This is a genomic window from Fibrella arboris (assembly GCF_041321095.1).
Classification (GTDB): domain Bacteria; phylum Bacteroidota; class Bacteroidia; order Cytophagales; family Spirosomataceae; genus Fibrella; species Fibrella arboris.
This window is the reverse complement of the sequence record NZ_JBGGWE010000005.1, coordinates 1-16,284: the sequence shown is the minus strand read 5'-3', so window position 1 is coordinate 16,284 and position 16,284 is coordinate 1. Positions and strand designations below refer to the sequence as shown.

Below are 16,284 nucleotides of genomic sequence, written 5' to 3'. Positions count from 1 at the left end.
AAGGTCGTTAAAACTTAACATTCAGGTTGAAACCAACACTGCGGCTGATCGGAATCCCTGTTGCTTCGAGGCCAACGAGGTTATCCGAGCTGAAGCCGAATTGTTCGGGATCTATGTTGGGTACCCATTTTTTCAGAACAGCTACGTTGTTGGCAACAGCACTCAGTCGAATGCCTTTGATGAACAGGCTCTTGGGGAGCATTTTGGTGAAATCATAACCCACCGAGATCTGGCGCAATTTCCAGAAGCCAGCGTCATACATAACCTGCTCGCCGAGGCTCTTTGACCGACCAACCGAGTAGTAGTCCTGCACGAAGGCCCGAACCGAATTGGGCTCGCCTTTTTCGTTCACGCCCGCGCCGACCATTTTCTGATCGGCATCGCCCCGGCCCACCAGCGTTTCTTTTTGCAGACCGTGCCGGAACAGGTTCAGGTTAGTGCCCGACATCATCTTGCCGCCTAGTTTGAAGTCGATCAGCACCGATAGGGTAATACCCTTGTAATTAAAGGCGTTGGTAATGCCGCCGACGTAGTTGGGCAGGGCTGAACCAAATGAAATCGGAGACGATGTACGAAGGGGCAACCCATCACCGCCGTGCACAATCTGACCGGCGGCATTGCGCAGATAGCCAAACGTGTATAGCTGACCCAATGGCTGACCAACAACCTGCCGAAGTTCACCCACGAAAACGCCTGTGCCCACCACAATAGCTTCGGGCAGTTTGTCTTTGTTGTAATCTTTCTCGGGTGACCCATCGTCGTCAGTCTGTAGCTTCAGCAGTTTGGTTTCGTTGTAAGAACCATTCAGGGTGATATCCCACGAGAAGTCTCGGGTACGTACCGGAGCCAGATTCATCAGCACCTCGATACCCCGGTTACGGCTCTGCCCGCTGTTGATCAGTGTATTGGTGTAACCGGATGCGTCTGATGCCTGGGCCGATACGATCTGGTCACTAGTGATCTTATTATAGTAGGTGAGGTCGAGGCCAACCCGGTTGTTGAACAGTTTCAGCTCCAGACCCACTTCGGCTTCAGCCGTACGGCTTGGCTTCAGCGTAGCGCTAGGCACGGTGTTCGACGTGATGAATCCTACTGGCTGGCCCGCGCCCTGTGGATTCGGGAACAGGTTGGCACTGACTGCGTAGAAGAGGTTGTTCGAGTACGGAGCTACGTCGCCATCGCTGCCCACTTCGGCATAAGCCGCGCGCAGTTTGCCGAAATTCAGCCAGCTGGGCAGGTTGTTGAAGGCCTGCGAGAAAACGAAGCTACCCGTCACCGACGGATACAGGATACTGCGGTTAGCAGGGGCCAGCGTTGAGAACCAGTCATTGCGAGCCGTTACGTTCACGTACAGATAATCATTGTATGACATCTCTGCCGCGCCGTAAAGTGAGTTTACCCGGCGCTCGCTCAGCCCATACAGCGGATCTTTCACCCGACCATTCTGGGGTACGTATAAGCCCCGAACAACAAAATCAGTGGCCTGCACACTGTTGAGGTCACTGCGGCGGTAGAGCTGGTTGCCACCCGCCGTGATGTTTACGCCGATCTTCCCAAAACGACGGTTACCCCCGATCAGAAAATCGCTGTTGAGCTCGCGAAACCGGCGGGCTTCCTGTACGTAGGCGCCATTCACGAAACCGGCTGGTGCGGCGGCCAGAGACGCCTGCCCCGTCGGGAAGTTGTAATCCTGGTCGCGTGACCAGAAATCCTGCCCAACCCGCCCCTGTACGTAGAGCCAGTCGGTCAGGTTGTAGCGAGCCGTAATGTTGCCGAGCAGCCGGTCGCGCCGGATGTTCTCGAACTTGTAGTTCATCACGAAATACGGGTTGGTCCGGTTCATGAAGCGCGAATACACAAACTCGTTGCCCGTAGCCGGGTTGATCTGGTTGGCTTCCAGCACATCGAACGGCATCGAGTTGGCCAGCGTATACACCACCGTTGGCGTACTGTTGTCCTGCTGGGCAATCTGGGGCGGGTTTTTGTTTAGCTCGTTCGAATAATTCAACGTACCTGAGATCGTCAGCTTCGGCGACAGGTTATAGCTGAACCCCAGGTTGATGGTCCGGCGGTTGAAGGTGTTGTTTGGTGTAATGCCCTTGTTGTCGAGGTTCGACATCGACAGGTTAAATCCGCCTTTCTCGCTACCCGACGAAAGCGCAATGGAATTGGTCCAGGTGCTGCCATCGCGGTAAAACGTATTGATCCGATCACGGACAGGCTGGTAAGGAACCGTAATACCACCGAAGAGTACTTGCGTGGCACCGGGCGTGAATTTTTCACCGAAGCTCCACACCCCCGAGGTCGGGTTGGCTGCCGATGGTTTCACGCCGTACTCACCCTGGCCATATTCGTACTGGTAATCGGTGTAATCGAGCGGATGATCGCTGGTGAAGTTCGTGTTGTAAACTACGCCAATTCCGCCCGACGTACCTCTGGTTTTGGTCGTGATCAGAATGGCGCCGTCTTTGGCGCGGGAACCATAGAGCGCCGCAGCCGTACCACCTTTCAAGACGGTCATTCCTTCGATATCGTCGGGGTTGAGGCTCGATAGACCATCGCCACCATCCGAATAGTTACGATCGCGGTTACTGATCGAGTTATCCCCACCAGCGTTTCCGTTGTTCTGCCCGAAATTGGTGTTGTCAACGGGCACACCGTTGATAACGATAAGCGGGTTGTTCTGCCCCGAGAATGAAGACTGCCCCCGAATCCGGATCTTGGCCGTACCGGCCGCCCCCGTACCCAGACTAGTGATGTTTACCCCGGCAATTTTGCCCTGAAGCGCATTGACAAAGTTGACCGTCCGGTTGGTCGTGATCTGTTCCGGGTTAACGGTAGCTGTAGCGTAGCCAAGCGTTTTGGCCTCTTTCTTGATACCCAGCGCCGTTACGACGACTTCGCTCAGGTTTTGGTCGGCTTCCTGGAGCGTAACATTCACCTGGGTTTGATTCCCGATTACAACGGTGTTTCCTGCAAAGCCAATGGCGCTGAAAACCAGTGTGGCGTTGGGCGGCACGTTTAGCACAAAGCTTCCGTCTGCGTCGGTGGTCGTTCCTAGCTGAGTGTTTTTAACCAGAATAGTGACCCCTGGTATACCTTGCTGATCTTTGCCGGAGGTGACTTTCCCGGTTACGCGCCGATCCTGCGCGTTCACCGTGCCGGGCCAAAGCACGAGGGTAAAGACCAGTAGCATCGCTACCAGAAGGCCCGTTTTACGCAGTAGATAGTTGTTCATAAATACAGGAAAAAGGTGTTTGAGAATTGCTATAATCAAATTAAAACCAAATAAAATTATAACCAGTACCCAATAAACAGCCTTCAATTTCTATTTACTCACTTATCGTATGCGTAGAGCAGGTTCTGCCAGTTAATTGTATAATAAATACACTTTTTAGGGTTTAACCTAGGGTATTTCATGCAGCCCGGTAGCCTGTACTGGCTGCCATTACCGGCTCATTGATTTTACGCTGGTGGAAATACAGGCCAGGCTGGCTGATGCGGTTATCCAGCCAGCGCCCAGAAGGGATTTTGTAGAAAGACGCGACGCCAGGAGGCTTGGAAAGCAGGGGGCTTCCGTGGCAGTACGTACCTAGGCTGGTAAGTAGACGATAAATTTGGCGCCTTCTCCAGGCTTACTATTGGCACTGAGGCCCCCTGAATGATTCAGCACAACTTTGCGGCAGATGGCCAATCCTACGCCGCTTCCTGGGTAGTTACTCTTGCCATGCAGGCGTTGGAAAACCTGAAAAATACGATCCGCATATTTCTCGTCGAAACCAATTCCGTTATCAACTACGGTGATCTCGTGGTAAACAGGATTTCTGTTCGATTCAGCGGGTGTAGCCAGTGCTGCAATTGGTACCTCGGAAGCCGACACCTGCCGGGCTGAGATCAGGATATGAGCTGGCAGGTCTGCCCGGCGAAACTTCAGGGCATTGGACAGAAGATTCAGAAAGAGTTGCTGTAACTGGGCCTGATCACCCTGAATGACCGGTAAGCGTTCATAGTCTATTGTTGCCCCCGACTCGGCAATGGCGACGGACAAATCGTCGAGCACATCGAGCAACAACCGATCGAGCGAAACCAATTCAAAGGGAGCCTGCTGAGTGGTGAGGCGAGAGTAGTTAAGTAAATCTCTGATTAACAGAGACATGCGATTTGCGGCCGAGCCCATCCGGTTGATCATATCAAGGCCCTCAGCGCCAAGATTCGACCCGTACTGCGCCTTGAGCAGGTCACCAAATGATTGAATTTTACGCAGGGGTTCCTGCAAGTCGTGGCTGGCTACGTAGGCGAACTGTTGCAGGTTATCATTCGACAGATTCAGCGCGTTATTGCTGATCTCGAGCGCCATATTCGATTTTTCGAGGCGGTCATTGTTCTGTCGGAGCAGTTGTTGCGTTTCTTTCTGGTGCGTCAGGTCTGTCACAATGACGGAGAGTGAGGCGCCCTCATCGAGTTCCAGCGAGGTAACAGACAGCAGGCAGGGCACTTTGTTGCCCGCGCTGGTATAAATAGTCAATTCTGATTTACAGTCCTCTGTCTGACTCTCGGCAAACAACTGCTGGCAGAGCAGTTGATTATCGGGGCTAACAAACGTATAAAACGACAAACCAATTACCTGCGACAGGGCGAGGTTGACCAGGGTTGCAAAGGTGGAATTGGCGTAAACGATCAGCCCGTCCGGGCCCAGGGTAACCGCCCCTTCGTTCATCGTTTCGATGATGACCCGATAGGTTAGATCGGCTGTTTTGAGGGTGTATAGCTCATGACCTTCTTTCCCTTCAACCACCAGGGCATCCACCTGCCCGGTTCGGATAGCGTGAATAGTTTCGGTTGCTTCTTCCAGCTGCAGCCGTAGCCGTTCGTTTTCAGCCAACAACTCGCTGTATGTCTGTATTTTACTCATACAGATTAAATGATGAGGCCTAGTCCACGGAGTACCTTTTCTGTATCTGACATATCGCCAACCAGTCTGCGTTCGGGAGAAGGCCACCGTTTTATAAGCAGAGGTAATGCGATGATCTGCTGCTGCTCGGCCAACTCTTTTTGCTGGTGAACGTCAATAATTTCCAGGGCGTACTGGTTACTCAGATGCGTATCGCAGATGAGTTTCAGGTTATTGATGGCCCGTATTGAATTGATAGATGCTCCAGCAACGAACAGCCGTAGCTGATAGTGAACGCGTTCAGCCGCCTGGCGTTCATCGCCAGGGTGATCATCCCCGTTACTGGTATCGTTTTGGGATGGATCCATTCGTTTATTTGACAGCCGGACGAATGTTCAAGCCCACCAACACCTTCTCTTCATTAGACAGGTCGCCAATGATTTTGCGGATGGGCTCAGGGACCTTTTTAACCAGCGTTGGCACCGCAAGGATCTGATCGCCCTCGGCTAGTTGCGGGTGAATGAGCAGGTCAATTACCTCAATAACGTAGTTGTCTTTGAGATTGGCCTCACAATATCTTTTCAGATTAGCCAGCGCTAAATTGGACTTGGGCGTGTTGCCGGCAATGTATAACCGTAACTCCCAGACCGTATCTTTCTCTTCTAGTACCATAACGCTTAGTGGGATTTTATCAATGATCAATAAGGTCTGGATGGCTTCGCTCAGGTACGTTCGCTGGCAAAGTCATTCAGACCTGTTTACTGATCTTTATGGCGTTGACGGGTGAGCTGCTCCCTGTTTTTTTCGAGAATCTCTTTCCGCAGATCTTCTTCAATATAGCTCTTATTCAATTCCTCCTGAACAGATTCGAATTCTTCTTTCAAACTGGCAATCTTTGATTCCAATACGAATCGCTTCCGTTCAATCTCGCGGTCTTTCCGACCAACAGCATGGTCGCGTAAAGCAACACCCGTTTCTTCCTGCAACTGCTGGGCCTCGCGGGCTGACCCAATAAGCACACCCTCCGGTCCTAGATATACGTCGACCAGATCAACGCCTTCATCCGTAATGACAAACTCACGAACCTGGTTAGAGTGCTTCATACCGCGCGACTTCATAATGTAGATGCCCCGGTTGCGTTCACCATTCGATTCGATGTCGCGCACCAGCAGCCACGCGTCAACCAGCGACGCAACGCCTTCGTCGGCCTGTTCCTGCACGATGGTGTTGCGGGTGAGTGCGGTGAAGAGTACGGTTATCTGCTCGGCCTGCAGAAAGTCGATTAGCCGGATTAGCATGGCTTTTACCTCACTCATCGACCCCACCGTTACCAGGTTGGTGATCGGGTCGAGCACCACCACGTGAGGTTTAAATTCCCGCACAAGTTTATGAATGGCGATCAGGTGCATCTCAAGCCCGTTAAGGGTGGGCCGTGAGGCGTGAAAAAATAATAGCCCGTCATCGATATGTACCTGGAGATCAAGGCCGATTGAGCGCATATTCCGAACAATCTGCTGCGGTGATTCCTCGAATGCCAGATACAGGCACCGTTCATCACGCTGGCAGGCTGCATTGACAAAACAGGCCGCAATGCTGGTTTTTCCGGTACCGGCGGTGCCTGACACAAGCACACTACTGCCCCTGAAATACCCTTTTCCATCCAGCATTTTGTCGAGGGCTAAAATGCCCGACGAGATTCGCTCCTCCGACACGTCATGGTCGAGCGTAAGTGAGGTGACAGGCAATACCGAAATGCCATCTTCGTCTATCAGGAACGGATATTCGTTGGTACCGTGTACCGAACCCCGGTACTTGACAATGCGCAACAACCGGGTCGAGATCTGGTTATCAACGCGGTGGTCCAGCAAAATAACACAGTCTGAGACGTATTCCTCAAGACCATGCCGCGTGAGGGTGCCGTCGCCCCGTTCACCAGTAATGATCGCCGTTACGCCTTTTTCTTTCAACCATTCAAAGAGCCGGCGTAGCTCCGCACGCAGTATTCCCTGGTTATTGAGGCCAGAGAACAGATTCTCAATGGTGTCGAGCACAACCCGTTTGGCACCAATACTATCAATAGCGTAGCCTAACCGAATGAATAGTCCGTCAAGGTCATATTCGCCGGTTTCCTCAATCTCACTCCGTTCAATACGGACGTGGTCGAGCTTGATCAGTTTATCGGCCTGAAGTTGTTTGAGGTCGAAGCCAAGCGAGGCGACGTTCATGGTCAACTCGTCGGACTTCTCTTCAAAGGCCACGAAAACGCCCGGTTCGCCAAATTGAAGTGCACCGCGAACGAGAAACTCCATAGAGAACAGTGTTTTACCACAACCGGCACTGCCACAAATAAGCGTAGGCCTGCCTTTGGGGAGCCCACCACCCGTAATCTCGTCTAAACCATTAATTCCGGTTCTCGATTTTGGTAATGAACTCAAGAGGTTGGCAGGGTCTCTGGGGAGCTTAGGATTCATTTAGTAGGGCGATGTAGCTACCTAACTCACAAACGGAACAGGTTGTTAAAAATACAGAACTCTTCGACTTTTTCAACCTGTGGACTTATAACATATGTTGTATAGATCCTGTAGTAGTCTGGTAATGTGTCGGGTAGCTTTATTTTTTGACTTGTTTAGTGCCGATTCACTGGCTGCGCCTTCTGCTACAACCACAAAAAAAGCAGTTATGCCCAAAGGTATAACTGCTCAGTAGACCGATTGGCGTGCCTCAAACTGCCTGTGTTAATGCCTGAAAAGAAATTCCCATATGCGAGGCATCATACACGCACTTGCCGTCCTGAATCAATAAGACCTGGGGCGACTGGTGCATCACCTGAAACGCGTCGGCAATCTGACCGGATAATGGTCGGTTGGCCAGCAGATCCAGGTAGTATGGTTTTATACCCGCTGCGTCAGACCAGTTGCGCTCCATACGGCTGAGGGCCATGGCGCTGATCGAGCAGGTGGTGCTGTGCTTGAAGATCAGGATTGGTTGATCGGCTGATTCAGCTTTGATTTGATCCAGTTGGGCAGCGTTGGTTAGTTTATTCCAGTTCATTCTACGCGTTTGTTGACAGATATAGCAATAAAGAGTTGACTTCGTTGAGCTGGTGGTATACCGTCAAAAAAGGTTTTTACGGGCGAAAAGTTCAGGCTAGATTTGCCAAAACCATCTCACTATGCTGAATCCAGATGATCTCCGGTACCCGATTGGGCCCATGCCCGCCCCGCAGCCATATACGCCTGAACAGCTGATTACGAACCTGACAGCGATGGCTGAGTACCCGTACCGGCTGATTAGCCTGGTGCAGACCTGGCCTGATTCACGCCTGGATACGCCCTACCGCCCCGATGGCTGGACCGTTCGCCAGGTGGTTCATCACGTGGCTGATAGCCACATGAATGCGTATGTACGTACCCGGCTGGCACTGACGGAGGATAATCCACGAATTAGCCCGTATGAGGAACAGGAATGGGCTAAACTCGACGACTCGACCCTGCCCATCGCCCCGTCGCTGGCCATCCTGACCAACCTGCACCTGCGCTGGGTACGTTGCCTGCAACACCTGTCGCCCAGCCAACTCGCCAGAACGTACCTGCACCCCGGTAACCAGCAAACCTACACCGTGGCCGATGTACTGGCCCTCTACGCCTGGCATGGTGAACACCACTACCAGCATGTCTTTCGCCTCGCCCAGCGGAACGGATGGGAGAGGTAATACTGTTCACTGTTTACTGTCTTCTGTTGCTCCGCTAAAGCATAAATGGTTATCGTTAGCCGCGCAACAGAAGACAGTAAACAATAAACAGAGTTATTCATGCAGACTATCCTGATTTTTGTGTTGTTCGCTGTGGCGCTGGGTTATTTGGGCTGGCGGGCCTATACGCGTTTCGTAGCGAAAGAGGCTGGCTGTGGTAAAGGGTGCGGGTGTGCAACCGATGCCCGCTCACCGGCTGCCAGGCGGGCAGGGTAGGGACCGGACCTACACTAAGATAAACAAACCTTCAGTGGCCACTTGGCGTTGGGTGCCCATATGATTCCGCAACGCTCTACCTATCTTTTCTTATTGCTGATTGTACTGGGCTGGGCAAGTGCCTGCCAGAAAGTAAAGCCCAAGGCCCCCACCGCCGAAGGGTTCGATGAGCCCATTCCGCCCGCCCGATCATTTCTGGCCGGGCCAATCACCTTCCAGATCAAAAGCCTGGAAGACAAGATCAACGCATCAATAAAGACCGAAATTGTTAACCCCGAGATGCTGGAAGGCCAGAAGGGAGCGAGTTTCAACATGCGGGTGGTCCGTACCGGGCGGATCAAGATCAGGTATGCTGATCATAAGGTCAACTTTTCGGCTCCACTGGAGATCTGGCTCGATAATCCCATTCGACTTAAAAAGAAGAACCACGCCAAACACGCCGTTTGTGCCCTGTCGGTCGATTTCCAGAGTCCTTTGCAGGTAGCCTCCGACTGGCGACTGACCACACATGTCAGCCTGATCAAGCATACCTGGATCAAACAGCCAAAGATACGGGTGTTGGGCATTACTATTCCGTTTACAAAACTGGCCGAAAATGTCATTCAGAAACGTCGATCCGAGATTGAAGCGGCCATTGATAAAGCCGTTTACGATGGATTGCGCCTCGACAAGCAGGTACGTCCTGTCTGGATGGATCTGCAGAAACCATTGATTCTGGCCAAACAGCCCGATTCGCTCTGGCTGGTGCCAACGCCCTTCAGTGTAGCCGTAGGTGATGTGCAGGGCAACGCCACTACCCTGACCGTCCCCATTCGCGTAGCCTTCTATACCAGAACCATGATCGGTCCGCGTCCCGTTATTGAATTGAACCGGAAGCTGCCCCGTATCCGGCGCGATAAACACGTTCAGCAAGTATCCGACATTCAGGTTATGAGCTTTATCTCGTATGCCGACATAAATCGAATCCTGGCCAAACAACTGAAAGGCCACAAACTGGAACTGGCCGGTGGCTTGCTGACAATCAAGAAAACAGAAGTATATGGCGGTCAACGCGCCGTGATTATCAAGGCCGATGTGGGTGGCGCGGTGAAAGGGACGCTGTATTTCCGTGGTCAACCTGCCTACGATACGCTTACGCATACGCTGCAGGTCAAAAACATCGATTTCGACGTCGAAACGGAAGAACGCTTACTCGCCTCCGCCGACTGGCTGCTGCACGACCGGTTGAACGATACCCTATCCAAAGCACTGAAATTTCCCATTCGGGAACAGATCGACAGATTACCAAGGCTGATCGACGGGGCATTTGAAAAGGCTAAGGCCGGTAAAAAAAACGATCTCGATATCCTGACCTTCAAATTTGTCCCCCAGCGAATCGCCATTCGCCCCGACGGCATTCAGGCACTGTTGAAAGTGCAATCGACGGTAGCGTTCAAGGTCAAGAAGTTGTAGACCGGCCGAGCTTTTCCCCCGCCGATAGGCAGGCTTCCTTTAGGGGACTGTTCGCTACGACTTCTCCGGTTTCCACCGCCAGAAATAGCGGCAGGCCAGGGTGCGGTACGGCCGCCAGGGCGCGGCAATTTCCTGCAAGCGTTTGTAGAGCGGGCGACCCGTTTCAGTAAGGCTATAGGCTCTGACGATCTTTTGGCGGATCACCAGATCGTCGACGGGAAATACATCGGGTCGTTCCAGCACAAACATCAGTAACATCTCCACTGTCCAGCGGCCTACGCCTTTGATGGGCAACAGGTATTGCACCACTTCTTCGTCGGTCATCCCGGATACGTGCGCAATCGTGAGCGGGTTGGCCAGGGCGAACTCGGCAACGCTTTGCAGGTACTTTATTTTCTGGAAGGATAAGCCCGCCGTCCGCAATTCGTCGGTCGTTTTCAGCATGAGCTGGGCCGGAGAGGGATAGCCTTCGGCGTCGGCTGTTTCGCTGAAGAGCATCCGAAAACGTCGAAAAATGGCATCGGCGGCCTTCACTGAAATCTGTTGTGAGACAATACTTTCCAATAAAGCCAGGTAGAGGCGGTCTGCTTCAGGTATGTCAGCAAAGCTAACGGCGGGTTTGATGATGGGTGTTTCAGCCATGATGCGGGCTAAAACGGGGTCGGCTTGAAGGTGAGCCAGAGCGTCGGGGGTCATAAGGCGAAACTACCGCTTTTTATCCTGTACCGCTTCATTGTTTTGTCAAAATTAGTGTGTTGGCAGGCAGATGAAAAAGCCATTAAAGGCTGCTGAGAGGCCTTTTTTGAGCAGAAATGGCCGGACTGAACACAGGCCAGGGGTAAATGCTAATATCCTATACATTGCCGAAAAAATGATATAGACATTGCCCTATTTTTTAGCCTTATTTTGAGGTTAGTATACAATCTGTCCCTAAATCGCTGCCTGATCTTCTAACTGATTGTTAACGGAACGCCATCATCAGTGCTGGCCGAGCAGGAAGAAGCTCCGGCGTACCAGGCTCTCGTCCAATGAAAAAACAACTGACCCTAATATTACTTTCTGCTGGTCTTTTCCTTGCCCAGCAGCCCGCATCAGCCCAGTATCCGACCATTCCCGCCGACGTGCAGAAGGCAAGTGACGAGCTATTGGCTGAGTCGCGCCGACAATCGGATATTGCCTGGGGGAAAGCGCTGCCGATTATCAAGAAAGAAGCGAAGGAGGGAAAACCCTACGTACCCTGGGCGGCGCGGCCGGTCGATCTGCCTCAGGCGTCGATTCCTGCCTTTCCGGGCGCGGAGGGCGGTGGCGCCTATACGTTCGGCGGTCGGGGCGGCAACGTGTACGTGGTGACCAGCCTTGAAGATCGTGGCCCAGGTACGTTGCGCGAGGCCTGCGAACAGGGTGGGGCACGTACGGTCGTCTTCAACGTAGCCGGTATCATCCGCATCAAAACGCCGATCATCATTCGGGCACCCTATATCACTATTGCGGGGCAGACAGCGCCAGGCGACGGCGTTTGCGTGGCGGGTGAATCGGTCTGGATCAACACGCACGACGTGGTTATCCGGTATATGCGTTTCCGGCGGGGCGAAACTGGCGTAGGTCGCCGCGACGATTCGATTGGCGGTAACCCGATTGGTAACATCATGATCGACCACGTGTCGGCAAGCTGGGGGCTGGATGAAAACATGTCGATGTACCGGCACATGTACAATGACAGCACCGGCAAGACGGTGGAATCGAAGCTGCCGACGGTGAACATCACGATTCAGAACTCCATCTTCTCGGAAGCACTCGATACCTGGAACCATGCCTTTGGTAGTACACTGGGCGGTGAGAACTGTACGTTCATGCGCAATCTGTGGGCCGATAATGCCGGTCGGAATCCGTCGATTGGCTGGAATGGTATTTTCAATTTCACCAACAACGTGATCTTTAACTGGGTACACCGGTCAACAGATGGCGGCGACTATACGGCGATGTACAATATTATCAACAACTACTACAAGCCAGGTCCGCAAACACCCAAGGATACGCCCATCGGTTACCGGATTCTGAAACCCGAATCGGGCCGCAGTAAGCTAGGCCATCTGGAGTTCGGCCGTGCCTACGTGGACGGGAACATTGTAGAAGGGCATGACCGGGTGACGAAGAACAACTGGGATGGTGGCGTTCAGGTAGAAGACCGGCCCGATGCGGGTGAATATACCGCCAGCATCAAATGGAAAGAGCCACTGCCCATGCCGAAGATCACGATTCTTCCCGCGCAGCAGGCCTACAATTACGTGCTCGAAAACGCCGGTGCCGCCCTGCCCAAACGCGACCCCGTCGATGTGCGCATCCTGACGCAGGTAAAGACCGGGAAAATCGCGTACGATCCGAACGTGAAAGTGCCCGAAACGCAGTTCAAACACCGTCGGCTACCCCTCGATTCGTACAAGAACGGCATCATCACCGACATCAGTCAGGTGGGTGGGTACCCCGACTACAAAGGCACCCCCTACGTTGACACCGACAAAGATGGTATGCCCGATGCCTGGGAAACGAAGAATGGTCTGAACCCGAAAGATGCCTCGGACGCCAGCCAGGACAAGAATAAAGATGGCTACACCAACATCGAAGACTACCTGAACAGTGTCGTACCTGTTCAACAAGTGAAGCCACGGACGTAGGTACGTTCGCGCTGGTACAACTCACCCGCATCCACTTTCAACCGTGCTTAAAACGAACCTGTTTATTCTTTTGCTGCTGCTAGTAAACGCTGTTGGGCGTGTTGGCGAAGCGATGGCGCAGGGGAATAAGCCGGTTAAAAAACAACCACTGACCGTTGGTCCGCAGGGGCGCATCACGTACACACCCGATGAACGCGGTAACCGCATTCCTGACTTTTCATACTGCGGCTACAAGGCAGGTGAACGGGCCATTCCAACCGCCGACATAAAAGTGACTGTCCCCGTTCGGAAAGGCGATGCCACCCGCCGCATTCAGGCTGCCATTGATTACGTGTCAGCTTTGCCCGTCAACAGCGATGGCTTGCGCGGGGCGGTGCTGCTCGAAAAGGGCGTTCATGAGGTGACAGGTGCGCTAACCATTTCGGCCTCGGGTGTAGTGCTTCGAGGCGCCGGTATGGGGGCAGGTGGAACAACCTTGCTCGGAACGGGAACCAGCCGCGATAACCTCATCACGGTCAGCGGCAAAAACGACCGTAAACTGGAATCGGCCGTTTCCATTACCGATAGCTACGTACCTGTCAACGCGCTGACAATCAGGCTTGCCAAAACGACAAATCTAAAAGTCGGTGAGTTGGTGCAGGTACGTCGCCCGTCTACCAAAGAATGGATTCAGGCTTTAAAAACGGAAACGTTTGGGGGCGGTCTATCGTCGCTGGGCTGGAAACCGGGGCAGCGCGATCTCTTTTGGGATCGGCAGGTTGTGGCTGTGAATGGGTCTGCGATCACACTCGATGCGCCGCTGACGACCGCATTGGATTCGGCTTATGGCAGTGGCACCGTTGCCCGGTATAGCTGGTCAGGGCGCATCACTCAGTCGGGCGTAGAGAACCTGCGCCTGGAATCTGCGTATGACAAAACCAATCTGAAAGACGAAGACCATCGCTGGATGGCCGTTGTGTTCAGTAACGTGCAGGATGCCTGGGTACGTCAGGTGGAGTTCAGCCATTTTGCGGGTTCGGCGGTGTTGGTGCAGGAAACGGCCAAACGCATTACGGTTGAAGATTGTCAGTCGCTGGCCCCCATATCGGAGATTGGCGGCGAACGGCGGAGTACGTTTTTTGTGCGGGGCCAGCAGGTGCTTTGTCAGCGTTTGTATGCCGAATCGGGCTACCACGATTTTGCCGTTGGCTATTGCAGTCCCGGCCCCAATGCCTTTGTGCAGTGTGAATCGCATCTGCCCTTCAGTTTCAGCGGCGCGGTCGATAGCTGGGCATCGGGCGTGCTGTTCGATATCGTGAATGTAGATGGCCATGCCCTGCGTTTTGCTGATTTGGGCCAGGATGGGCAGGGTGCGGGCTGGAATGCCGCCAACAGTGTTTTCTGGCAATGTACCGCCGCCCGCGTTGAGAACTACCAGCCCCCAACGGCCCAAAACTGGGCGTTCGGCACCTGGGCGCAGTTTGCGGGTGATGGCTACTGGGATATGTCGAATGAGCAGATCCAACCCCGGAGCCTGTACTACGCCCAACTGAACGATCGCCTGGGGGCGGTCGTTGCTGATCGCGCCATTCTATTGCCGGTCGGCACCGAAGCGTCGAGCAGCCCGAAAGTGGACGTGGCGATGGCGCTCACGAAATTGGCCGTTGACCCCGCACCCACGCTGTACGATTTTATCATTGCCGCCTCGAAACGCCAGCCTATTCCAGGTATGTCGTCGGCCCGGTCGATTGATGCTATTGGTTTGCCGAAAGAACCAACGTACCCCCAAGCTGAACCCATGCGGGTGGTGCAGGGCAAATTGGTGCGGGGTAGTACGCTCGTAGCGGGTCGGCGGCAGGAGGTGCCCTGGTGGAACGGCAGCGCCCGCCCCCACGGACTGACCAACGCCAAGCCGCACATTACCCGTTTTGTGCCGGGGCAAACCGGTCGCGGCCTGACCGATGAACTGACGGAGGTAACCGACTCGATGAAGGTGAACAACGTAGTGGCGATGGACCATACCTACGGCCTCTGGTACGACCGTCGCCGCGACGATCACGAGCGTATTCGTCGGATGGATGGTGACGTCTGGGCACCGTTCTACGAATTGCCGTTCGCTCGTAGCGGCAGAGAAACTGCCTGGGATGGCCTGAGCAAATATGACCTCACGACCTACAACAAGTGGTACTGGAGCCGCCTGAAGCAGTTTGCCGATCTGGCCGACCAGAAAGGACTGGCCCTGATTCACGAAAATTATTTCCAGCACAACATCATTGAAGCGGGTGCCCATTACGCCGATTTTCCCTGGCGGCCCGTCAACAACATCAACCATACCGGTTTCCCCGAACCGGTGCCCTATGCCGGTGACAAGCGGGTGTTCATGGCCGACCAATTCTACGACGTGTCGCATCCGGTCCGGCGGGCGCTGCACCGGGCCTATATTCGCCAATGCCTCGACAATTTCGCGGCCAATTCAGGGGTCATTCAACTAATCGGGGCGGAGTTTACGGGGCCGTTGCACTTTGTACAATTCTGGATCGATACTATTGCTGAGTGGGAAAAGGAGACCGGCAAAAAAGCGCTGGTGGGTCTGAGCACGACCAAAGATGTGCAGGACGCTATTCTGGTCGATGCCAAACGCGCCGCCGTCATCAACCTGATCGACATTCGGTTCTGGCATTACCAGGCCAACGGTATGGCCTACGCGCCAGTGGGTGGGCAAAACCTGGCTCCGCGCCAACATGCCCGGTTGCTGAACCCGAAGAAAACGTCCTTCGAGCAGGTGTACCGGGCTGTGCGCGAATACCGCCAGAAATTCCCCGACAAAGCCGTTACCTACGCCGCCGACAGTTTCGACGCGATGGGCTGGGCAATCCTGATGGCGGGTGGCTCCATGCCGAACGTACCCACGATCAGCGATCCCCAGTTTATGGCCGATGCGGGTCAGATGCAGCCAATTGACCTGCCACAAAAACCTGCCAACCAGTGGGTGCTGGGCAACGACAAAACGGGCTATATCCTCTACAACGAGTCAGCGTCTCCCATGCAGCTCGATCTAACGAAGGCCACAGGTACGTTCCAGGTCAGCTTCGTGGATCCGAAAACGGGGCGGGTCACCAAATCGAACGAAATCGTGAAGGGCGGTGGTATCGTCAACCTGAAAAACCAGTCGACCGGCGCGGAGGTGATCTGGGTTAAAAAGAGCAATGGATTATGAGTGTGAAGAAAATGGATACTGGTTTTACCCCCAACCCGGACCGCCGGACCGCCCTGAAGAGGGCTAAAGCTCCGCGACGGAAAGCCCCCTTCAGGGCGGTCCGGCG

12 protein-coding genes are annotated in these 16,284 nt (G+C 53.8%); 5 read left to right on the top strand and 7 right to left on the bottom strand.

The annotated features are described in order from the left end of the window. Window positions 1–7: 7 nt before the first annotated feature. The 6 genes from ACAW75_RS09915 to ytxJ form a co-directional block, all read right to left on the bottom strand. Window positions 8–3,196 carry a SusC/RagA family TonB-linked outer membrane protein gene (locus ACAW75_RS09915; protein ID WP_370728958.1) on the bottom strand — a complete coding sequence of 1,063 codons (3,189 nt, stop codon included), beginning with the start codon at window positions 3,194–3,196 and terminating at the stop codon, window positions 8–10. Window positions 3,197–3,592: 396 nt separating this feature from the next. After that, the gene (locus tag ACAW75_RS09910; RefSeq protein WP_370728552.1) at window positions 3,593–4,912 is read right to left on the bottom strand and encodes a sensor histidine kinase; all 1,320 of its coding nucleotides are present in this window, start codon (window positions 4,910–4,912) and stop codon (window positions 3,593–3,595) included. 5 nt (window positions 4,913–4,917) lie between these two features. Beyond that, window positions 4,918–5,259, bottom strand: a complete 342-nt coding sequence (locus tag ACAW75_RS09905; RefSeq protein WP_370728551.1) for a circadian clock KaiB family protein — start codon at window positions 5,257–5,259, stop codon at window positions 4,918–4,920. A 4-nt stretch (window positions 5,260–5,263) separates the two neighbouring features. Then, a complete protein-coding gene (locus tag ACAW75_RS09900; RefSeq protein WP_370728550.1) occupies window positions 5,264–5,563 on the bottom strand; it encodes a circadian clock KaiB family protein in 300 nt (99 codons plus the stop codon). Window positions 5,564–5,649: 86 nt separating this feature from the next. Next, the gene (gene kaiC, locus ACAW75_RS09895) at window positions 5,650–7,362 is read right to left on the bottom strand and encodes a circadian clock protein KaiC (RefSeq protein ID WP_370728549.1); all 1,713 of its coding nucleotides are present in this window, start codon (window positions 7,360–7,362) and stop codon (window positions 5,650–5,652) included. Window positions 7,363–7,612: 250 nt separating this feature from the next. After that, window positions 7,613–7,942, bottom strand: a complete 330-nt coding sequence (gene ytxJ / locus ACAW75_RS09890) for a bacillithiol system redox-active protein YtxJ (protein ID WP_370728548.1) — start codon at window positions 7,940–7,942, stop codon at window positions 7,613–7,615. Window positions 7,943–8,063: 121 nt separating this feature from the next. Between ytxJ and ACAW75_RS09885 the strand changes: the two genes are divergently transcribed. The 3 genes from ACAW75_RS09885 (at window position 8,064) to ACAW75_RS09875 (ending at window position 10,310) form a co-directional block, all read left to right on the top strand. Then, complete coding sequence (locus tag ACAW75_RS09885; protein ID WP_370728547.1) at window positions 8,064–8,603, top strand: YfiT family bacillithiol transferase; 540 nt, start codon at window positions 8,064–8,066, stop codon at window positions 8,601–8,603. Between the two features lie 99 nt (window positions 8,604–8,702). Then, window positions 8,703–8,858, top strand: a complete 156-nt coding sequence (locus ACAW75_RS09880) for a FeoB-associated Cys-rich membrane protein (RefSeq protein ID WP_370728546.1) — start codon at window positions 8,703–8,705, stop codon at window positions 8,856–8,858. 60 nt (window positions 8,859–8,918) lie between these two features. Then, window positions 8,919–10,310: a DUF4403 family protein gene (locus ACAW75_RS09875; RefSeq protein ID WP_370728545.1), complete on the top strand. Its 1,392-nt coding sequence runs from the start codon at window positions 8,919–8,921 to the stop codon at window positions 10,308–10,310. Window positions 10,311–10,364: 54 nt separating this feature from the next. Here ACAW75_RS09875 and ACAW75_RS09870 read toward each other — a convergent pair whose 3' ends face one another. Then, on the bottom strand, window positions 10,365–11,006 hold the full coding sequence (locus tag ACAW75_RS09870; protein ID WP_370728544.1) for a DNA-3-methyladenine glycosylase family protein: 642 nt from the start codon (window positions 11,004–11,006) through the stop codon (window positions 10,365–10,367). A gap of 332 nt (window positions 11,007–11,338) precedes the next feature. On the opposite strand from ACAW75_RS09870, the gene ACAW75_RS09865 reads away from it, so the two are divergent. Beyond that, the gene (locus ACAW75_RS09865) at window positions 11,339–12,982 is read left to right on the top strand and encodes a pectate lyase family protein (RefSeq protein ID WP_370728543.1); all 1,644 of its coding nucleotides are present in this window, start codon (window positions 11,339–11,341) and stop codon (window positions 12,980–12,982) included. A gap of 43 nt (window positions 12,983–13,025) precedes the next feature. Further along, window positions 13,026–16,178 (top strand): DUF6298 domain-containing protein, encoded by a 3,153-nt coding sequence (locus tag ACAW75_RS09860; RefSeq protein WP_370728542.1) that lies wholly within the window; start codon window positions 13,026–13,028, stop codon window positions 16,176–16,178. The last annotated feature ends 106 nt before the right edge of the window (window positions 16,179–16,284 follow it).